The 20,093-nt window shown below is 28.8% G+C and carries 19 protein-coding genes; 12 read left to right on the top strand and 7 right to left on the bottom strand.

The features are described from left to right. Positions 1 to 9 precede the first annotated feature (9 nt). The 3 genes from NAB20_RS13890 (at position 10) to NAB20_RS13880 (ending at position 4,756) form a co-directional block, all read left to right on the top strand. Positions 10 to 2,130: a TonB-dependent receptor plug domain-containing protein gene (locus NAB20_RS13890; protein ID WP_375605262.1), complete on the top strand. Its 2,121-nt coding sequence runs from the start codon at positions 10 to 12 to the stop codon at positions 2,128 to 2,130. Between the two features lie 104 nt (positions 2,131 to 2,234). Next, entirely contained in the window at positions 2,235 to 3,323 is a 1,089-nt protein-coding gene (locus NAB20_RS13885) for an HmuY family protein (protein ID WP_105196017.1), read from the top strand. A gap of 101 nt (positions 3,324 to 3,424) precedes the next feature. After that, the gene (locus NAB20_RS13880; protein WP_375605261.1) at positions 3,425 to 4,756 is read left to right on the top strand and encodes a T9SS type A sorting domain-containing protein; all 1,332 of its coding nucleotides are present in this window, start codon (positions 3,425 to 3,427) and stop codon (positions 4,754 to 4,756) included. Between the two features lie 259 nt (positions 4,757 to 5,015). On the opposite strand, the gene NAB20_RS13875 is transcribed toward NAB20_RS13880, so the two are convergent. The 6 genes from NAB20_RS13875 to NAB20_RS13850 all read right to left on the bottom strand — a co-directional run bounded on the left by NAB20_RS13875 (position 5,016) and on the right by NAB20_RS13850 (position 10,089). Next, on the bottom strand, positions 5,016 to 5,846 hold the full coding sequence (locus tag NAB20_RS13875; protein WP_235819744.1) for a GIN domain-containing protein: 831 nt from the start codon (positions 5,844 to 5,846) through the stop codon (positions 5,016 to 5,018). 106 nt (positions 5,847 to 5,952) lie between these two features. Next, positions 5,953 to 6,690 (bottom strand): head GIN domain-containing protein, encoded by a 738-nt coding sequence (locus NAB20_RS13870; protein WP_105196759.1) that lies wholly within the window; start codon positions 6,688 to 6,690, stop codon positions 5,953 to 5,955. 250 nt (positions 6,691 to 6,940) lie between these two features. After that, positions 6,941 to 8,680, bottom strand: coding sequence for a PspC domain-containing protein (locus tag NAB20_RS13865; protein ID WP_375605260.1), 1,740 nt, complete (start codon positions 8,678 to 8,680; stop codon positions 6,941 to 6,943). A gap of 5 nt (positions 8,681 to 8,685) precedes the next feature. Next, complete coding sequence (locus NAB20_RS13860; RefSeq protein WP_088392241.1) at positions 8,686 to 9,015, bottom strand: PadR family transcriptional regulator; 330 nt, start codon at positions 9,013 to 9,015, stop codon at positions 8,686 to 8,688. Positions 9,016 to 9,145: 130 nt separating this feature from the next. Continuing rightward, on the bottom strand, positions 9,146 to 9,631 hold the full coding sequence (locus tag NAB20_RS13855) for a nuclear transport factor 2 family protein (protein ID WP_105196757.1): 486 nt from the start codon (positions 9,629 to 9,631) through the stop codon (positions 9,146 to 9,148). Further along, positions 9,631 to 10,089: a DUF4870 domain-containing protein gene (locus NAB20_RS13850; protein WP_105196756.1), complete on the bottom strand. Its 459-nt coding sequence runs from the start codon at positions 10,087 to 10,089 to the stop codon at positions 9,631 to 9,633. Before NAB20_RS13850 ends, NAB20_RS13855 begins: the two co-directional genes overlap by 1 nt. Before the next feature lie 276 nt (positions 10,090 to 10,365). Between NAB20_RS13850 and NAB20_RS13845 the strand changes: the two genes are divergently transcribed. Continuing rightward, positions 10,366 to 10,821, top strand: coding sequence for a DUF4442 domain-containing protein (locus NAB20_RS13845; protein ID WP_375605259.1), 456 nt, complete (start codon positions 10,366 to 10,368; stop codon positions 10,819 to 10,821). 75 nt (positions 10,822 to 10,896) lie between these two features. Then, on the top strand, positions 10,897 to 11,808 hold the full coding sequence (locus NAB20_RS13840; protein WP_105196755.1) for a TIGR01777 family oxidoreductase: 912 nt from the start codon (positions 10,897 to 10,899) through the stop codon (positions 11,806 to 11,808). Positions 11,809 to 11,811: 3 nt separating this feature from the next. On the opposite strand, the gene NAB20_RS13835 is transcribed toward NAB20_RS13840, so the two are convergent. After that, the gene (locus tag NAB20_RS13835) at positions 11,812 to 12,480 is read right to left on the bottom strand and encodes a YceI family protein (RefSeq protein WP_127822794.1); all 669 of its coding nucleotides are present in this window, start codon (positions 12,478 to 12,480) and stop codon (positions 11,812 to 11,814) included. A 141-nt stretch (positions 12,481 to 12,621) separates the two neighbouring features. On the opposite strand from NAB20_RS13835, the gene NAB20_RS13830 reads away from it, so the two are divergent. The 7 genes from NAB20_RS13830 (at position 12,622) to NAB20_RS13800 (ending at position 20,052) form a co-directional block, all read left to right on the top strand. Beyond that, a complete protein-coding gene (locus NAB20_RS13830) occupies positions 12,622 to 13,161 on the top strand; it encodes a nucleotide exchange factor GrpE (protein ID WP_088392231.1) in 540 nt (179 codons plus the stop codon). A gap of 71 nt (positions 13,162 to 13,232) precedes the next feature. Beyond that, positions 13,233 to 14,348 carry a molecular chaperone DnaJ gene (gene dnaJ, locus NAB20_RS13825; protein ID WP_105196753.1) on the top strand — a complete coding sequence of 372 codons (1,116 nt, stop codon included), beginning with the start codon at positions 13,233 to 13,235 and terminating at the stop codon, positions 14,346 to 14,348. 159 nt (positions 14,349 to 14,507) lie between these two features. Continuing rightward, positions 14,508 to 15,434, top strand: coding sequence for an ABC transporter ATP-binding protein (locus NAB20_RS13820; protein WP_088392227.1), 927 nt, complete (start codon positions 14,508 to 14,510; stop codon positions 15,432 to 15,434). Between the two features lie 100 nt (positions 15,435 to 15,534). After that, positions 15,535 to 16,842 (top strand): ABC transporter permease, encoded by a 1,308-nt coding sequence (locus NAB20_RS13815; protein ID WP_088392225.1) that lies wholly within the window; start codon positions 15,535 to 15,537, stop codon positions 16,840 to 16,842. Positions 16,843 to 17,113: 271 nt separating this feature from the next. Beyond that, positions 17,114 to 18,277, top strand: coding sequence for a sigma-54-dependent transcriptional regulator (locus NAB20_RS13810; protein ID WP_375605258.1), 1,164 nt, complete (start codon positions 17,114 to 17,116; stop codon positions 18,275 to 18,277). Positions 18,278 to 18,345: 68 nt separating this feature from the next. Next, positions 18,346 to 18,972: a DEAD/DEAH box helicase gene (locus NAB20_RS13805; RefSeq protein WP_127822798.1), complete on the top strand. Its 627-nt coding sequence runs from the start codon at positions 18,346 to 18,348 to the stop codon at positions 18,970 to 18,972. Between the two features lie 111 nt (positions 18,973 to 19,083). Then, the gene (locus NAB20_RS13800) at positions 19,084 to 20,052 is read left to right on the top strand and encodes a Fic family protein (RefSeq protein ID WP_088392219.1); all 969 of its coding nucleotides are present in this window, start codon (positions 19,084 to 19,086) and stop codon (positions 20,050 to 20,052) included. Positions 20,053 to 20,093 lie beyond the last annotated feature (41 nt).

The raw sequence follows: 20,093 nt of genomic DNA, 5'->3' as shown, positions 1-20,093 counted from the left end.
TCTTCTATCATGTATAAAATAAAAACGCTTGTTTTTGTTCTACTTTTTTTAAGTAATATAGTAAACGGACAAATTAATTTAAAAGACTCGTTACGAGTAAAAAAAATAGATGAAGTAGTAATTACAGGACAGTTTAGTCCTCAATCATTAAAAAGATCTGTTTTTAATGTGAGAGTTATAACCTCTAAAGATATACAAAATTTATCTGCTAATAACTTTACAGATGTATTGAATCAGTATTTAAATATTTCATTGCAACCGAGTGGTATAAATGGTCGTTCTACTGTTTCTTTGTTTGGATTGGATGGTCAATATTTTAAAATATTAGTAGATAATGTGCCATTAATTAATGAAAATGGTTTAGGAAATAATATTGATCTTTCACAAATTAATTTGAATGATGTAGAGCGAATTGAAATAGTTGAAGGATCTATGGGGGTTACCCATGGAGCTAATGCTGTTACGGGAGTTTTGAATATTATTACAAAAAAGAAGTTTTCAGGGAAATTAGCTTTTAAAATGGGTGTTCAAGAAGAAACCATAGGTAAAGAATTTCGTTTTTTTGATAAAGGAAGACATATACAAAATTTAAAATTATCCTATAATTATAAGGAGAGTTTATATGTTGATTTCGGTTTTAATAGAAATGATTTTAAGGGGTTTTATGATACTAAACAAGGTAAGTTTTATAGCGAAAATGATGGGAATAGAGGATTACGATGGTTGCCTAAAGAACAACTAAATGGTACTACAACGATTGTTTATCATACTGAAAATTTTGATTTGAATTATAAATTAGAAGTATTTAAAGAATTAGTTAAATTCTATAATAGTACAGTTCAATCAGGATATAACGATGATTTAGGGTATTATCGTTATGCTAATGATAAACGGTATTTTGTAAACAGATTATTTCATAGTTTAAATCTCTCAGGACATTTTTTTTCTAAAATAAAATACACAGGCTCTTTTTCTTATCAAGAACAAGAGCGAAAATTAGAAAATTTTAAATTTAATTTATATAACAAAAACGAATGGAATCATGATCTTTTTAAAGATCAGTCGATGGAGGTATATTATAGTACGGGGTCTTTGAGTAATTTTTTTAATACTGATAAAGCAGATCTATTATTAGGTTATGAATTGGCATCTAGTAAAGGATTTTCTTTAATTCAAAAGGAAAATAATATTTTAGAACCTATTGAAAGAAGAATCAATAATTATGATTTTTATGTTTCTAGTGAATTATCAATTACAAATAAATTTTCTATTAAACCAGGATTACGATTTTCTATTCAATCTTTGTTTCAAAATCAATATGCTTCTTCATTAGCCTTGCGGCATTTATTTAATGAAGGAGTTGAGATGCGATTATCTTATGGGACTTCTTATAGAACGCCCAATTTTACTGAACTTTATTCTAAACAAATTTTTGATGGACATTTTTTTTCAGGTAATGAAAAATTGCTTCCAGAAACCAGTACTTCCTATGAAGCTAGTTTAAAACGAGTACAAGAACTTAAAAAAAATAGCATTTTTTCCAACCAATTATCAACTAGTTTTATTGACTTAAAGGATAAAATAGATATGGTTTTATTTAGATTTAATCCTGACACAGGCAATCCCGAGTACCAATATATTAATATTAGTAAATATAAAGTGCTCAATATAGCAGCTTTGACTCAGTTAAAAACTAAAAGAATTTCAGTCAGTTTAGGTGCCTCTTTAGTAGGCGTTTCTCAAAAAATAGATAATCAAGTTTTTTCTTCCAATAAAGATTATTTATACTCTTTTAATTGTAATGGTAGTCTGTCTTATTCTTTTTCAAAACCAGAAATCAACGCATCTCTTTATTATAAGTACAATGGGAGAGTTCAACAACTAGTAGAAGGCGCAACTAAATATGAAATTTCTACTGTAGACTCTTCAAATTGGCTGGATTTTACACTACAAAAAAAGATTTTTAAAGGAAAGATAGAAACAACTATTGGAGCAAGAAATATTTTAGATATAACGAATATAAGTCAGTCAGGATTGGAACAATCTAGAGGACATGTAAGAAATGCTCAACTCATGTTGGCTTATGGGCGTTCGTTTTTTGCTAAAATAGTATACAATTTAAATATTTAAATGAAAAAATAAGAATAATCATTACAATATTTCACAGCGAGAAATTTAAATGATGATCGTAATATTTCAATGATATAAAAAATAACAATAACTATTTATAATATATGAAAAAAGGACTATTATTACTGTATTTGGCTACATCTTTTATTTCTTGTTCAAAAGAATCGGTAGACGAAAAAGAAAAGCACTTAATATCTAAAGAAGAAATATTAAAACCAGAAATAGGGGGAGCTAATCAGCCTAATCAGGTGTTTTTAGATTTGAGTAAAGGAGAATCTAAAGTTGTAAATAGAGGAACATGGGATTTGGGTTTTTATTCAGGCGATGAATTTAGAGTGGTTTTGAACAGTTCTACATTTATGGCGGTTAAAAAAACAGATCAAATAGATATAACCTTAGCTCAAAATCCAGATAAAAATGTAGTACCATTAGGAGGATTTAATTTAGTCCAAAATGGATATTGTGATGACGCTACGGGTATTTTAAATGGGAAAGGACAAGGACAAGGAACTGCAATAGGCGAAATTTCTGCACTGGATAATGAAAATAAGGTATATCTGCTTAATTTAGGTTTCGAAGTTTCTACAAAAACGCCAGCAATAGGTTCTGTTAGTACGGAAGGAAATGCGAGAGGCTGGAAAAAAATTAGAATATTAAGAACTAATAATGGAGGATATAAAATTCAATATGCAAATTTATTGGATAAAGACTTTAAAGAAAAAATAATAGATAAAGATAAGTTATACAATTTTACTTTTTTTAGTTTATTAAAGGAAGATGTTGTAATGGTAGAACCTAAAAAAGAATTATGGGATTTATGCTTTACCACTTTTACCAATTATATCTCATCGGGAACAGACATCGTGACTTATGGATTTGCAGATTTTGTTATTTCTAATATGAAAGGAGGAACGCAGGTATATGAAGTAAACATATCCGAATATACTTATGAAAATTTTAAAAAAGAAAATATAATAGAATCTAAATTTATACCATCTAAAACCGATCAAAGAATAATAGGCTCAAACTGGAGAGTAGGAGGGTCTCAAGCTGGAGGATTACCAAGTATAAAAACAGATCGCTTTTATGTCCTAAAAGATATTCAATCCAACTATTATAAAATAAAGTTTCTTACAATGACTAATGATAAAGGGGAAAGAGGTAATACCAAAATTCAATACTCTTTATTGTAGACTTAATTTTTACCAAGTATCATTTTAATACGCACCTCTTTTATCTCGTGAGTTAAGAGCGCGCGATTTTTGACGCAAAAAAATAATTTAAAACTATATATATGAAAACAATAAAACTATTTTTATTGATGATTTTCAATTGGTGTGCTTATACTCAAATAGTTTATAATCCAATTGTTGCAAAAATTAACTTAGGAAACGATGGAGAAAATAAAGCATATTATAAGCTTAACTCAGGAATCGTAAAAAATACTAAAAATGAAATTAATTGGCACCTTGCGTTTCAAATAGACAACGATCGAGGTTTTGGAATTAGAGCTAATACGAGTAGTGCAATATGTACAGTTTATAAAACAGATAAAACGGAATTAAGTCAAGTAACAAAAGAAAATTATAGCTCTTTAGCAAGAGGTTCTGATAATGAGTTATATAATAGCACTGTAGATTGGAATATAGGGGCATTAAATAATGATCATTGGGATGATCAAACCAATCCTCATAAATATTATATTGGCTGGGGAGCTTATGATATAAGGACACATAAGGTTAACGGAAACCGTGTTTTTATTATACGACATTCGATTTTTACAAATGGAACTTGGAAAGGAGATTACTATAAAGTAAAAATTAATTCTCGTTTTAGAAATTACGTTTTCAGCTATTCAAAATTTAATGAAGGTGATTGGGAACCAGAAAAAACACAAGTAATAAACGATTTAGATTATAGAAATTTAGGAAATAAATTTGTATATTATAACCTAGATACTCATTCTATTGTAGATGAAGAACCTCAGTCTTGGGATTTCTTATTTACCACGTATGATCAAAATTTAAACAAAGCAGAAATAAACCCTAGTGATTATATGTATAGTGTAACAGGTTGTTTGCAAAAGGATGGACTTGTTGTAGCAGAAGTTTTAGAAGAAGATGAAGTTATTAATCCTAATTTCGAAAATTTAACATACAAAGAAGATATGAATGTTATTGGATATGATTGGAAAGAATTTAATTTTCAATTTAATAATCCAGGCTATACAATGTCTAAAAAGAAATTTTATGTAAAAACCTTAGAAGGAGATTATTACAGAGTATTTTTGAAGTACAAGGTTGTCAATAAATATGAACGAGAAATAGAAATTTATAAACAAAAATTAGAAAAACAAGTATTATCTAATCAAGAATTTCAAAATGACTCTTTTAAAATATATCCTACTTTCTTAACAAATTCAAGAATAAATATAGAAACTTCAGAGCCAAAGGAATTTAAAAATATTTTAATTCTAAATTCAATAGGGAAAATGGTTTATCAGCAAAATATTAATTCAACGCTTAGTCAATTAGAAATAGATTTGCCAGAAAATATAGATAAAGGTGTTTATATAATAAAAATAAATACTGATAATAAAATTTTTGCAACAAGACTTATTAAATAAATAATTATGACTTAATAATTTTGATAAGAGATAGTGTACCAATTAATAACAATGTATTTGTTTTTTAATAAATGAGAGGTGCAAGCTATTTTAAAGAAATTATAGAGGAATATTCAGAAATAAAAATCTATCAATAAGATCAAGATTCAAGATTTCATTACTTCTGAATAAAATCCAGATTCCGCATTAGAAAATAAAGCTGAATAGATTTCGAATGCGGAATTTGGATTTAAATAGGTAAAGAAATTATGTATAAACCTTATTTTGTTTTTTTCATTAAAACAGCTTCGTCGGCAAATTTAATTATTTCAATTTTAGGTTCTCCATAAATGGCTAATTTACTTTTTCCTGATGCGGATATAGCTAATTTTCCATTTGTAGCTATATCACAATCCGTGTAGCCTTCAACAGTTAGTGTCGTATTTTTTGAAGTTAAATTTTTCCCTTCGTATTTAGTATTATTATCTAGACGTAATTTTAATTCATTTGTATCTCCTTCTATAGCTGCCGAGGATTTTTGATACATATCTATTTTTATAGAATTTGTATTCATTAGAGCCTTTAAATCAGTATTTTTACTCATTTCTATGATAGCATTGTTCCCTTTCAAATTTAATTCTGTTTTAGATTTGTCATTACTAATTAATGTGAAATCAGGAATTGTAGCATTGATTGATATTTTGGAATAGTCAAATGCTTTAATTGTAAGTTTTTTTACATTTAAATCATTAAACGCGTTAAGTTTTGCGTGATGTTTAACGTTGATTAATTTTAGACTATCTGTGTAAAACACGCGAACATCAATTTTTTTATAGGTAGCTATTTCTTTGTTGGTATTAAGACGTAATGTTTTTCCATAAATTTTGCGATCTATTACATCATGTAGATTATCATCTGCTTCAATTTCGATAGCATTTTTTTCAGCTTTTACTAAATATACCTCTAAGTTGTCTTCTATTTCAATTTCTTCAAATGATTCCGTTCCATATTTTTCAGTTTTTATCATTTTAGTTCCTTTTATTCTTTCTTTGTTTTGAGAGAAAGTAATGGTTGTCATAAGGCTGATAAATAATAAGCTAATTTTTTTCATTTTTGTAGAATTTGGTAAAATACAAATATAAAAAAAAATCATTCTTATTTAAGGAATGATTTTTAAGGCTTATTCTTAACTTTTAAAAAAAGGAAAAGCATACAAGTTATTGTTCTTCAATTGTTGCTTCGGAAGAATTGGTTATTTTTTTAATTTTAGGAGTTCCTGAATAATAAATGCTACTGCTGCTCGATGCATCTGCATGTAATGATACCAGAGGATGGATTTTAATTTCACTACTACTTGAACTATTAGCAAAAATATCGTTAGCAAGTAAATTATGAGCATCTACATTACAACTGCTAGAAGCTTCGATGATAAGTTTTATAGCTTTGCCAGAAATAACTATATCGCTACTACTACTGGCATCTATAGTTATTTTTTCTGATTCTATGGAAACTTCTAAATTAGCTGAACTATTTGCTATTAACTTAATATCATTGCTCTTTAGAATACCTTTGGTTTTTAATTGAGAAGAACCAGAGGCTTCTAGTTGTTCAATAATAGGGAGTGTGATATAAATTTTTTTAGATTTGACATGGGTATAATTGCCATTTTGAGAGCTGATTTCTAATGTATTATCTTTTACCTCTGTTAATATATCTTCATGTAAATTTTCGTCAGCTACTACAACTACTTTAAAGTTAGAACCTTGAGTTATTTCACACTCTAAATCATTTGCAATAGATATCTTACTAAATCCAGTCAGTTCTCTTTCTTTTGTTAGAACTTTACCATTCCCTTTTGCGGATTCTTTATTTATGTTTAAATTACAAGAACCAAAACTGAAAGCTATTATCGTGGTAACTATTATTTTAGCCAAATGAACCATGAATTTTATCATAATGTTATTTTTATTTGTTGTTAAATGAGTTTTTTGTCACATCCTTTCATAAATATAATAATTCTGTTTTTAAATTAAACGTTCGACTTTATCAAATAGACTAAGTAAAGTAAAATCATGATAAATGAAAAATAATTTAAAATCCAAAAAATATTCTCTTTTTTCTTGATTCTAATGGTCTATTGGTTAATTAGATCGAAGTGACAGTATGTAATAAAATGAATAGGACTTTTAGTCTATCTTTTAAAAATTATTCGGTTTTAATGATAATACCCTCTTTGCTAATTTTTAATTCTTTTATATCTTTAGTATTTGTGAGGGTAGTGTCTTTTTTTATTTGTAAACCATCTTTATTTATGATTATAGATGAGTTATCATCATAAGAAGATTCTTCTTCTTGATCCTCATCCTCTAGTAGATTGGTTGGACAATTTTTACACTTTATTTTATTTTCTTCTACTTTATATACATAATCATTTGAAGAGGCAAAAAATCTGAAGTAATCACTACTTGTTATATCATAATATTTTAAAGAACTATCCGGTTTTATATACATTCCTTTAGGAACAAATAAGAAAATTCGAACTTGTTGATCACGAAATTTATATTTAGGATCGATTAAGAAATAATTATCAAGACTTAAAATACTAGGATTAGAGTCGTCATTTCTAAATTTATATCCAATTCTGTCTGCATTTTTTCTCGCTTCTGACAAGGTTTTTCCCTTGGCTGTATATTCAATTTGGATATAAGGTTTGGCTTCATCTGTAGGCATTAATTCTAATTCTACATTATTAGAATAGATGTATTCGTGACCTAAGGAGTCCTGAACCAGTTCAAAGTTTGTTCTATCATCTACATCTTTAGAAAAATATTCATTGTTTTTAAATTTAAGAGTTAGTGTGTCATTTAAACTAAAATTTTTGTTTAAATAACTTTTATAAACAATTTTATTTTCATAAGCTAATTCACTAGAAGTTATAATTCCTAGAGCAATAAGGCTTATGATTGAACTTAACCAAATAGCGGATAAGGTTAATTTAGCTATATTTCCTATAGAATTAATGGTAGGGATTAATATTTTTAACCCCAAAATTAACAAGAAGAAGAAAGGGACAGCCACAGCAAAAAATGATATTAAACAAATGATCCATAAGGATGTGCCCGTATAATTAAATGATTCAAAAAACTCAATCCAAGGTAATTTCATGAAGGAGGTAGAACCTAATGTAAAGAAACCAATGAGTAAACCAATTATGGTAATTCCACCTGTAAATACCATAATAGCGCCAATGAACTTGATAAAGATGTTTATAATATTCACAATAATATCACCTAAAGAACTTCCGACTCTTTGTGCTCCATGCCTTACGTTTTCCCCCATTTGGGTATAGTCAGTATTTTTAAATTTTTCGGAAACGGATTCAAATTCTTCTTTTACTTTTTTTTCAATATTTGAAATGGTAATGGGTTCTCCCTTCATTTCTAATTTTTCAGAGGTAGTTATAGCCTCAGGAGTGACTAACCATAAGATAATGTAGGCTAATAAACCAATACCAAAACCAGCAAAGACTAATAAAACCAATGCAATTCTAAGCCATACAGGGTCTATTCCAAAATAATGTCCTAAACCAGAGCAAACACCTGCAATTATACCAGTTTCTTTGTCTCTATAAAGTTTTTTTGTTTTTCGAGTGTAAGAATAGTTAGAACTTATAGTAGGCTCTTCTTCTATTTTATAGTCTTCTGGTTGTCCCATTATAGTAATGACATCATCTACATCATTTAAGTTTAAAACTTGTTTACCACTATCTAATTTTTCAGAAAAAAGTTCGGCAATTCTACTTTCAATATCATTCATAATTTCATCTCGTCCTTCAATAGAGAGAGAGTTACGTATAGCATTAAAATATTTGTTTAGTTTTTGGTAAGCGTCTTCATCAATATGGAAAAAGAAACCACCTAAATTCATATTTGCTGTCTTGTTCATAAGTCTTAGTTTTGTGATGTTATAGTGTTTACCGCTCCTGCAAGTTCATTCCAGGTTATGCTTAGTTCTTTTAAAAATTTTTTTCCATTGTCTGTTAAACCATAGTATTTTCTGGGAGGACCAGAAGTAGATTCTTCCCAACGATAAGTTAATAAACCATCATTTTTCAGTCTAGTTAATAAGGGATATACGGTTCCTTCGACTACTAGTAATTTTGCATTTTTCAGCGTATCAAGAATTTCTGAGGTATAAGCATCTTTTTCTTTTAATACGGATAAAATGCAAAATTCTAAAACTCCTTTGCGCATCTGAGCTTTTGTATTCTCAATGTTCATAAGATTTCTTTTTTGTTGTTAAACTGTTCATTTTGATTGATTGATTGATTGATTGATTGATTGATTGATTGATTGATTGATTGATTGATTGATTGATTGATTGATTGATTGATTGATTGATTGAAACTCTCTATTTTATAGCTTGATGGTTGTAACTGTAAATTCTTTTCATTCTCCATAGCTCATTTTCAAGTAACCAAAGATGTATGAATTTTGCCTTTCCATCAGGATATTCTTTATTTTTGTTTATTGTTAATAAAAAAATATGCTCTCCGCTGTATATAAGACCATAAGGTTTTCCTTCTCTGTATAATATTGAGAACTGTTCTGTTCTTTTTATTAATTCTCTTCTTATTTTATAATTTTTATTTGAACATAAATTATTTTGTATTGAATTGACTAAATTCTCTTTTCCTAATGTTATACCTCCTTTATCATGATAAAATTCTATGTCATCATATATATATTTTTCGATATCTTTTGTGTTACAAGAATTGTAAGCTTTCCAAAATTCGGTATCTAAATTTTGTATTTTTTTTATTATCTCTGTTTCAGATTGAGCAAAAAAGGAGAAATTGAATAAAAAAAATAAACTGAAAATTATTTTAGTTTTCATTATTTTAAGAAATTTATTGTCAATGGATATTTAAAAAAAAATCCTTCATGAGCTTTAATTGCTCCATATATAATATAGAAGAACTCTATCGTTTTTAATAGAATAATCATTACAAAACAAACGATTGCAAATATGGCTGATAGATTGTAAGATACTAAACTTTCTAACTCAAAATGTCCCTTTTCTATTTCTTTCCAACTAAAATTACTCAATATATTTCCTATTGTACAAGGAATTGCAATGGCAATGGCTATAATGGTGTATAATAAAATGCTAAGTTGAAAATTAATAATTTGTTTGCCATGAAAATCAATAAAAGAAGATTCCTTTTTTTTTGTATTCCATATTATGATAGGAATGATATAATTAGTTAAAGGGAATATTAATTTTGAAAAAGCACTTAAATGAGTAATAAAAGCGTAATTTTTTTCTTGTCTTGTTATTAGTGATGTTTTCATAATACTATAGCTTTTTGATTGATGATGTTTAATATAGTTGTTTTATAAGGCTAATACTTTTTTAAGCTTATTAATTTTTTATACAAAGATAATGTAAAAAGAAGGTACTATGTAAAACAAAGTAGTTTAAATTAACAAAAAATTAACATTTTTAAAAATTAGGCTCGCATAGTATTTTTTGTAGTTTAGCAAAACCAATATATCATGAAATAAAATAATTTTTGTGGTATTGTTTGAGTTTATATTTTTTTTTATCATGTTATAAATTAGATAGATATGAAATTTACACCTACTAAATTAAATCTTTTTCTTTTTTTTAAACTACCTTCAGCTTTTTGGAGTGGTGTTCGAGTAAAAAGAATAGATGATTACGAATGTCAAGCAACAGTTAAACATAGATGGTTTAATCAAAATCCCTTTAATTCTATGTATTTTGCTGTTCAGGCCATGGCAGCAGAGTTAACAACAGGAGCCTTGGTTATGAAACAAATTAAAGAAAGCGGAAAAAATATTTCTATGTTAGTTGCCAATAATAAAGGAACTTTTACAAAAAAAGCCACAGGGAAAATTACATTTACCTGTAGTGATGGACGTTTAATCGAGGAGGCTATAAAAAACACAATTGCTACTGGAGAAGGTCAAACTTTTTGGATGAAATCCATAGGAATGGATGAAAAAGGAGATCAAGTTTCTGTTATGGATTTTGAATGGACAGTTCGAGTAAAAAAGTAATATTATAAAGTTAAACTAATCCTAAATAACATACGATGCAAGTCTAGTGTTACTAAATTTGTATAAAAAAACAAAGTGAAAGTTTTAGTTACAGGAGCCACAGGTTTAGTAGGTAAAGAAATTGTTAAAATGTTGCATGCAAAAGGCATGTTCGTACATTTTTTAACCACTTCTAAAAAGAAGTTGCAGCACTCAAACAAAACAAAAGGTTTTTATTGGAATCCTAAAAAAGGAGAAATAGATGCGGCTTGTATAGAAGAGGTGAGTGCTATAATTCATTTAGCTGGAGCTCCTATAAGTAAGAGATGGACTTCTAGGTATAAAAAAGAAATACTAGAGAGTCGTGTGCTTCCCTTACAAATGTTATACAAACTATTACAAAAAAATCCTAATCAAGTTCAGAGTGTAGTTTCAGCCTCAGCTGTAGGAGTTTATCCGTCTTCTATTGAAAAATATTATTCAGAAGATTTTATGAATTTTAATGATTCTTTTTTAACTAACGTAGTAAAATCTTGGGAGGAAAGTGTAGATAAGTTTGTGGATTTAAATATAAGAGTTTGTAAGTTACGAATCGGTTTAGTATTGTCTTCAAAAGGAGGTGTATTACCCGAAATACTTAATCCGTTACGATTAGGTTTGGGAGTTCTTTTTGGATCAGGTCAACAATGGCAATCTTGGATACATATAAAAGATCTGGCCAGATTATTTCTTTTTGCATTAGAAAATCAAATACAAGGTGTTTATAATGCTGTAGCGCCAGATCCTGTTACTCATAAAGAATTTATGTTGACTTTAGATTTGTTTAAACAAAAACCTTTAATTGTTTTGCAATTACCGAAGTTTTTGATGAAATTAATTTTAGGCGAAAAATACCTGCTACTCTACGATTCACAACGTGTGTCATCTGTGAAAATTCAACAGATAGGATTTCAATTTCAATATGTGAATTTGGAAGACGCGTTGAACGATTTATTAAATAGAAATTAAGTTTTATTTTTTAATTTTTTTGGCAATTAAATTCACTTGTATGTGAATTTGATCGCTGATAAATTCATCTTTAAGATCATCAAAAATACTTTTTGATCCATAGTTTACATTCCAATAGGTTCTATTTAGTTGAAGTGTATCGCTTTTTAAACTTATTTGATCATTATTAATATTAATTTTGGCAGGAAAATTAACAGATTTTGTTATGCCTTTAATAGTTAAATTCCCATAAATGATAGTTTTGTTGTTCTTTAATTCAGAATGCGTAATTCTAAAATCAGAAATAGGATATTTGGATATATTAAAAAAATGATCTTTAATATTTTTGTCAGCAAGCCCTTTTAAATGGTTTTCTAGCTTGTTTTTATCTTTTTTGTCTTTTAAATCAGTTACTGTTATAGAATTCATATTCATATAAAAACGTCCTAAGGCAATAGTATTCTGATTACAAATAAAAAGACCTTCTTTAAGTTTTAAAGTTCCAGTATGTTTTTCAGAAGGCTTAAAGCCAGTCCAATAGATTGTAGAGCGTAATGTATCTACTTGGTATTTTATTCCTTTTATTTCAGGTAAGTGAGTTAAGTAACTACCATGGGCAGTTGTGCTTTCTTTTTTGCAAGAAATCAATGAATAAATGACAATTAAATAGAAGAAAATTAATAACTTTTTCATAAGTTTTAAAGTGTTGATTATTAGTTACTAATTTACAAATTGTCTCCTTTAGATACAATTTAAATAGAAAAAAAGTGACAATTTGGCATTTTTTGTTTTTTGGCAATACTTTTGCGATCGCAATTCAAAATTGATAAGACAATGAGTGCTGAAAATACAGAAAAAGAATTAGAAGTAAACAATACTGAAAAATCCCAAGAAGAACAGGTAGAAGCAACTCAAGCTAATGAGTTAACTATTGAGGAAAAATTACAAGAAGAGTTAGCAAGTGAAAAGGATAAATTTTTACGTCTTTTTGCAGAGTTTGAAAATTATAAAAAACGTACTTCAAAAGAGCGTATTGAATTATTTAAAACAGCAGGACAAGAAGTATTGCAAGCTATGTTGCCAGTTTTAGATGATTTTGATAGAGCTTGGGTTCAAATTTCAAAATCAGAAGATGAAGCATTGGTAAAAGGAGTTGAGTTAATTCATGAAAAATTAAAATCAACATTGGTATCAAAAGGATTAAATGAAGTTGAAATCAAACAAGGAGATGCGTTTGATGCTGATTATGCGGAAGCAATTACCCAAATTCCAGCAGGTGATGATTTAAAAGGAAAAGTGGTAGATGTAGTAGAAAAAGGATATAAACTAGGGGATAAAATTATTCGTTTTCCTAAAGTGGTAATAGGCAATTAATAATTTGAGATTAGAAATTGATATTGGTAAGCAATTTGAGATTTCAGATATTCAGATTTTAAATTAAAATTATGAGCAAGAAAGATTTTTACGAGATATTAGGAGTTAGCAAAGGAGCTTCTGAATCAGAAATTAAAAAAGCATATCGTAAAAAAGCGATTGAATTTCACCCAGATAAAAATCCTGGAGATAAAGCAGCTGAAGAAAAATTTAAAGAAGCAGCTGAAGCTTATGAAGTGTTGAGCGATGCCGATAAACGAGCAAAATATGATCAGTATGGTCATGCCGCATTTGATGGAGCAGGAGGTTTTGGAGGTCATCACATGAATATGGATGATATATTTAGTCAATTTGGTGATATTTTTGGAAGTGCTTTTGGTGGAGGCTTTGGAGGTTTTGGCGGAGGCGGAGGTCAACGTCGTGCAAAAGGAAGTAATCTTCGTATCAAAGTAAAGTTAACACTAGAAGAAATTGCTACTGGTGTTGAAAAAAAGATAAAAGTAAAAAGAAAAATACAAGCAACAGGAGTTACCTATAAAACTTGTTCGACATGTAATGGTTCGGGGCAAGTTGTTAAAATACAAAATACTATTTTAGGTAGAATGCAAACCGCTTCACCTTGTCCTTCTTGTGGAGGTCTAGGGCAAATGATTGATAAAAAACCTTCTGATGCTGATTCACAAGGTATGATCTTAGAAGATGATACGGTATCTATCAAAATTCCAGCTGGAGTGGTAGATGGTATGCAATTAAAGGTTGCAGGTAAAGGAAACGATGCGCCTGGTAATGGAGTAGCAGGAGATTTAATTGTAGCTATTGAAGAAATTGAACATCCAACTTTAAAACGCGAAGGAGAAAACCTACATTATGATTTATATATAAGTTATCCAGAAGCTGTATTAGGTGTGTCAAAAGATATAGATGCAGTTACAGGTAAAGTTCGCATCAAACTAGAAGAAGGTATTCAGTCTGGAAAAATTTTACGTTTAAAAGGAAAAGGAATTCCGAGTTTAAATAGTTATGGTAACGGAGATATGTTAGTGCATATTAATGTATGGACACCTAAAAATCTTTCAAAAGAACAAAAGAAATTCTTTGAAGAAAATCTTGAAAACTCCAATTTTAATCCAAAACCAGAAAAAACGGATAAATCTTTTTTTGAAAAAGTAAAAGATATGTTTTCATAATTTATAGACTTAAACAGTTTGTTCATCAGAATCTGAAATATAATCCCAACTTTTGATATCAAAGGCTGGGATTTTTTGTAACATTTTTTATTTATCAACAACTAATTATTTATTTTTACAGCTTTACAGAAAGCAAAGAAAACGACTCAAACTTACATAATGAATAATATTCTTGAAGTAAATAAAGTAGTGAAACAATATGGTGATTATACCGCCTTGAATTCGGTTTCATTGCAAGTTCCTAAAGGGAGTATCTATGGACTTTTAGGTCCTAATGGAGCAGGAAAGACATCCTTGATACGTATTATTAATCAAATCACAATGCCTGATAGTGGTGAAGTTTTTTTAGATGGCGAAAAGTTAGCTCCTCACCATGTATCATATATAGGTTATATGCCTGAAGAGCGTGGTTTGTATAAAACAATGAAAGTAGGAGAACAAGCCTTGTATTTGGCACAACTAAAAGGGATGCCTCATGCTGAGGCTAAAAAGCAACTTAAATATTGGTTTGAAAAATTTGGTATTGAAGGTTGGTGGAACAAAAAAATACAAGAACTATCAAAGGGAATGGCACAAAAAATTCAATTCATTGTGACTATTTTACATCAACCAAAATTATTAATATTGGATGAGCCTTTTTCTGGCTTTGATCCTGTAAATGCTAATTTAATTAAGGATGAGATTATTGAGTTAAATAAGCAAGGAACCTCTATTATTTTCTCAACTCATCGTATGGAAAGTGTAGAAGAAATGTGTGATTATATAGCTCTTATTCATAAATCTAATAAATTAATAGAAGGAAAGGTAAGTGATGTTAAGAAAGAATATCGAACGCATAAATTTCAGGTGGGTATTCTATCTAATAATGTAGAAGGTTTAATGTATGATTTAACACAAAAATTTACAGTTAGTCAAACATCTTTTAAATCATTGAATAATGATCTTAAATTAGAAATTGATCTGGGAAATAAAACGCAAAATGAATTATTAGAAATTTTGATTAAAAATGGACAAGTCACCCATTTTACAGAAAATATTCCATCAATTAATGATATTTTTATTCAAACAGTAACCAATAAAAAATAATCAAAAATAAAATTCAAAATAAAAAATAACTTTTAAACCTTAGTATTTAGTGTTTGTTATTTTATTTGTTTTGTGATTTGAAAATTGAAATTTACGAAATATGAATATATTGAGTTTAATCATAAAAAGAGAATTTATTGCCAAAGTTCGTAATAAATCATTTATAATAATGACTTTTCTAAGTCCTTTACTTTTTTTAGGAATGTCAGTTTTAATTGGTGTTCTAACTAATATGAATAAAGGGGAAGTTAAGAAAATTGCAATTCATGATGAAGGAGGAGTTCTAAAACAAGATTTCAAAAATAGTAAAGAAATAAAGTATACCGATTTATCCCAAATGCCTTTTGATTTAGCAAAAAAAACAGCTTCAAAAGATTTTGAAGGCTTAATTTTTATTCCAAAAGTTGTAGAATCAAAAGAATTAATAAACAAAGTAGCATACATTTCAGATGAAAGTCCTAGTTTAGAATTTGTTTCTGATATTGAAAAATTAGTAGATGCACATCTGACTAAAGAAAATCTAAAAGTACTAGGATTTGATTCCGAAAAAATTGAAAAAGCGAAGGTGGAATCAGCACTTCATATCGAAAAGTTTTCAGGTGAAGAAGGTTTAAAATACTTAAATGAAATAAAGGTGTTTTTTGGAGGTGCTTTTGGCTATTTAATAATGATGTTTATTATTATTTATGGAAACTTTGTAATGCGAAGTGTTATAGAGGAAAAAACATCCAGAATTATTGAAGTTATTATTTCATCCGTAAAGCCATATCAATTAATGATGGGTAAAATTATTGGTAATTCATTAGCTGGTATTTTGCAATTTGTTATCTGGATCGCGTTAGTATTATTATTGTTCTTTGGATCCTCTATTTTTTTGAGTAGTTCAACAGATACAGCAACAGTACATGAAGCTATGAGGCAATTACCTTCGCAAGCAGAGAATATAACAGCTATGATTGAAAAGGTTAATCTTTATTATAACGAGATACCAGTTTTAACTACAGTTGCTTTCTTTTTAGTGTATTTCATAGGAGGGTATTTTTTATATAGCTCTTTGTATGCTGCTATTGGAGCAGCGGTTGATTCAGAAACTGATTCGCAACAATTTTTATTGCCTATTATTATGCCGTTAATGTTAGGAATTTATGTAGGTTTCTTTACAGTAGTAAATGATCCACACGGAACTGTTGCAACTATTTTTTCTATGATTCCATTTACATCACCAATAGTCATGTTAATGCGTATTCCGTTTGGGGTTCCCGTTTGGCAATTAGTACTATCTATATTGCTACTTTTCGGAACTTTTTTAGGGGTAGTTTGGTTTGCTAGCAAAATTTATCGAGTAGGAATATTAATGTATGGTAAAAAGCCTACTTGGAAAGAATTATATAAATGGCTTAAATATTAAAAGTTAGCCTTAAGAATCAAACTGTTAGATATGGAAATATTCTTGAATTTTGAAAATTCTGATACGAAAAAGTTGCTATAAAAAATGGACTTTACGTTTTTTATGAAACAAATAGTATATTGAAAATATTTCTTTTGAGATTTAATAGACCCCCGTTGCGCTTCGGCAAAAACTAAGGCTGGGAACGCTTCGCAATGTACCAATCGTTAGGTGATTGATTTAGTTGTATTTTGTAAATTCGAATAATAAAAAATATTCTCAAATATATAAAATGAGTAAAATATTAATAATAGAAGACGAAGCAGCAATTCGTAGAGTTTTAGCAAAAATTCTTGCGGAAGAAAATGACGCTTATAAAGTAGATGAGGCAGAAGATGGAGTGCAAGGTTTAGAAAAAGCCAAGAATGAAGATTATGATCTAATTCTTTGTGATATTAAAATGCCTAAAATGGATGGGGTAGAAGTATTAGAAGCTATAAAGAAAATAAAGGCTGAGATACCTATGATTATGATTTCAGGGCATGGTGATTTAGAGACAGCAGTTAATACAATGCGCTTAGGAGCTTTTGATTATATTTCAAAACCACCCGATTTAAATCGTTTATTGAATACTGTTCGTAATGCCTTAGATAAAAAGAAATTGGTAGTTGAGAATAAAATTCTTAAGAAAAAAGTTTCCAAAAATTACGAAATGATAGGGGAGAGTATGCCGATATTGCATATAAAAGAGATGATAGAAAAAGTTGCTCCCACAGAAGCACGTGTGCTAATAACGGGACCAAATGGTACAGGGAAAGAATTAGTGGCTCATCAAATTCATCAGCGTAGCGAACGTTCTTCTGGGCCGATGATAGAGGTAAATTGTGCTGCTATTCCTTCTGAATTAATAGAAAGTGAGTTGTTTGGACATGTAAAAGGAGCTTTTACTTCCGCTGTAAAAGATAGGGCGGGTAAATTTGAGGCTGCTAATGGAGGAACGATTTTTTTAGATGAAATTGGAGATATGAGTTTGCCTGCTCAAGCGAAAGTATTACGTGCTTTACAAGAAAATTTAATCCAACGTGTAGGAGCTGACAAAGATATAAAAGTCAATGTCCGTATAGTAGCGGCAACTAATAAAGATTTGAAAAAAGAAATAGAAGAAGGTCGTTTTAGAGAGGATTTGTATCATCGTTTGGCTGTTATTTTAATAAAGGTTCCTGCTTTGAATGATAGAAGAGATGATATTCCTAAATTAATTGAACATTTTACTAGCAAAATAGCTATAGAACAAGGTAGTGCGATAAAGTCTTTTTCAAATTCAGCTATTAAATTGTTACAAGAATATGACTGGACAGGTAATATTCGCGAGTTGCGCAATGTCGTAGAGCGTTTGATTATTCTAGGAGGTAATGAAATTTCAGAAAATGATGTAAAATTATTTGCATCTAAATAATTAATTAAAAGTTTTAAAGTGATAATTTTTTAAAGAGTTATCTCTTCTTATTTAATGTTTCAAAGAACATGAATTTAAAAAAAATAAATCAAAATCTTCATAATGCCCTAATTGAAAATGGTCTTACTGAAGCAACTGAAGTACAGTTGGATTGTTGGGGAACCTTAAAAAGTGGTGCAGATGCTGTAGTGGTAATGAATGGAGGAGAAGGAAAGTCTTCTACTATAGCTTATACAGTTATTCAAAAACTAGAGAAAGCAATAGGCGAATCTACACGGGCATTAATTATGGTTAAAGATAAAGAGTCTGTTTTACAAATGTTAGATTATTTTGAAAAGTTTGGAAAATATAGTAATCTAAGGGTGATTGGTGTGAATGATAAAACGGATATAGATGAAGAGAAGAACGTTATTTCCGCAGGAATGGATATTTTAATAGGTACTCCTAATAAAATTAATGCTATGTTTTCTGGAGCTGGATTTAATATGAATACGATTAAAATTTTTGTAGTAGATGATGCAGATATTCTTTTTAAGCAACGTTTAGAACCAATTGTTCAGCGCTTGTCTTTAAGTGTAGAAAAAACACAACGTTTGTTTTTTACTAGTCAATTAACAGAACGTGTTGAAATTTTAGCAGATAAGATTATGATAGATCCGTATCTTTTTGGATTGGAATACGATGACGAAGATTAATATTAAAGACTTAATAAAGTAGGTGTCAGTTTTGATGCCTATTTTTTTATTTAAAATGTTAATATCGGATAAAAATTTTTAAAATCAAAACGATATTAATAAATTTGTGCTGTGTGGAATATAGATTTGTCATATAGAGAAGAATTTCAGTTAACTTTTGAAAGACTGTATGAAAAAAAGGAAATGCTGGTAAAAGCCAGGCCATTACCTAAGATAGCTATTGAAAAAATAAAAGAAACACTTTCTATAGAATGGACCTATAATTCTAATAGCATTGAAGGGAATACTCTAACCTTAAGAGAAACTCAAATGGTTCTTCAAGAGGGAATCACTATAAAAGGAGTTTCTCTAAGAGAACATTTTGAAGCAAAAAATCATGAAAAAGCGATTGATTATCTTTACGAAATAGTAAGTGATGAATATATTTTTAGAAGTATAGATATGCTTACTTTACATGGATATGTTTTAAGATCAATAGAAGATGATTTTGCAGGACGCTTACGTAATGGAGGTGTTCGTATATCAGGGGCTAATTTTATTCCGCCTAATGCTAATAAAGTTTCGGATTTGGTAGATGAATTAGTAGAGTTTGTTAATTCAAATCCTTTAGATTTGAATGATATAGAATTAGCTACTATATTTCATCATAAATTTGTTTGGATACATCCTTTTTTTGATGGTAATGGCAGAACAGTTCGTTTGTGTATGAATTTATTATTAATGCGTTGTGGCTTTCCTCCAGCTATTATTTTAAAAAACGATAGAAAAAAATATTATGAAGCTTTAAATCAGGCAAATAATGGAAATTATCAAAAACTTATTTTGCTAATGTGTCAAGCTGTAGAACGTACATTAAATATTTATTTAACAGCTTTGCCTAATAATGATGAAGATTATTTGCCAATTGCTAATATTGTTAATGAGCCATCATCATCGTATGGATTTACTCAAGAATATGTTAGTTTATTGGCTAGGCAAGGAAAAATAGATGCACATAAAGAGGGTAAAAATTGGGTTACGACGAAGAAAGCTATCCAAGAATATATCGAAAATAGAAAGAGAAAAAGAACTTTGAAATAAAAAATGATAAAGTTTTTTTGTGAATTTGTTGTAAAGTCTCC

The sequence above is a fragment of the Flavobacterium davisii genome (genome assembly GCF_042182265.1).
Classification (GTDB): Bacteria; Bacteroidota; Bacteroidia; order Flavobacteriales; family Flavobacteriaceae; genus Flavobacterium; species Flavobacterium davisii.
This window is presented reverse-complemented; position numbering and strand designations above follow the sequence as displayed.

Excerpts from the sequence above, each read along its gene's own strand:
- NAB20_RS13890 (WP_375605262.1), top strand. The coding sequence starts at position 10 with ATGTATAAAATAAAAACGCTTGTTTTTGTTCTACTTTTTTTAAGTAAT.
- NAB20_RS13885 (WP_105196017.1), top strand. The coding sequence starts at position 2,235 with ATGAAAAAAGGACTATTATTACTGTATTTGGCTACATCTTTTATTTCT.
- NAB20_RS13880 (WP_375605261.1), top strand. The coding sequence starts at position 3,425 with ATGAAAACAATAAAACTATTTTTATTGATGATTTTCAATTGGTGTGCT.
- NAB20_RS13875 (WP_235819744.1), bottom strand. The coding sequence starts at position 5,846 with ATGAAAAAAATTAGCTTATTATTTATCAGCCTTATGACAACCATTACT.
- NAB20_RS13870 (WP_105196759.1), bottom strand. The coding sequence starts at position 6,690 with ATGATAAAATTCATGGTTCATTTGGCTAAAATAATAGTTACCACGATA.
- NAB20_RS13865 (WP_375605260.1), bottom strand. The coding sequence starts at position 8,680 with ATGAACAAGACAGCAAATATGAATTTAGGTGGTTTCTTTTTCCATATT.
- NAB20_RS13860 (WP_088392241.1), bottom strand. The coding sequence starts at position 9,015 with ATGAACATTGAGAATACAAAAGCTCAGATGCGCAAAGGAGTTTTAGAA.
- NAB20_RS13855 (WP_105196757.1), bottom strand. The coding sequence starts at position 9,631 with ATGAAAACTAAAATAATTTTCAGTTTATTTTTTTTATTCAATTTCTCC.
- NAB20_RS13850 (WP_105196756.1), bottom strand. The coding sequence starts at position 10,089 with ATGAAAACATCACTAATAACAAGACAAGAAAAAAATTACGCTTTTATT.
- NAB20_RS13845 (WP_375605259.1), top strand. The coding sequence starts at position 10,366 with ATGAAATTTACACCTACTAAATTAAATCTTTTTCTTTTTTTTAAACTA.
- NAB20_RS13835 (WP_127822794.1), bottom strand. The coding sequence starts at position 12,480 with ATGAAAAAGTTATTAATTTTCTTCTATTTAATTGTCATTTATTCATTG.
- NAB20_RS13830 (WP_088392231.1), top strand. The coding sequence starts at position 12,622 with ATGAGTGCTGAAAATACAGAAAAAGAATTAGAAGTAAACAATACTGAA.
- dnaJ (WP_105196753.1), top strand. The coding sequence starts at position 13,233 with ATGAGCAAGAAAGATTTTTACGAGATATTAGGAGTTAGCAAAGGAGCT.
- NAB20_RS13820 (WP_088392227.1), top strand. The coding sequence starts at position 14,508 with ATGAATAATATTCTTGAAGTAAATAAAGTAGTGAAACAATATGGTGAT.
- NAB20_RS13815 (WP_088392225.1), top strand. The coding sequence starts at position 15,535 with ATGAATATATTGAGTTTAATCATAAAAAGAGAATTTATTGCCAAAGTT.
- NAB20_RS13810 (WP_375605258.1), top strand. The coding sequence starts at position 17,114 with ATGAGTAAAATATTAATAATAGAAGACGAAGCAGCAATTCGTAGAGTT.
- NAB20_RS13805 (WP_127822798.1), top strand. The coding sequence starts at position 18,346 with ATGAATTTAAAAAAAATAAATCAAAATCTTCATAATGCCCTAATTGAA.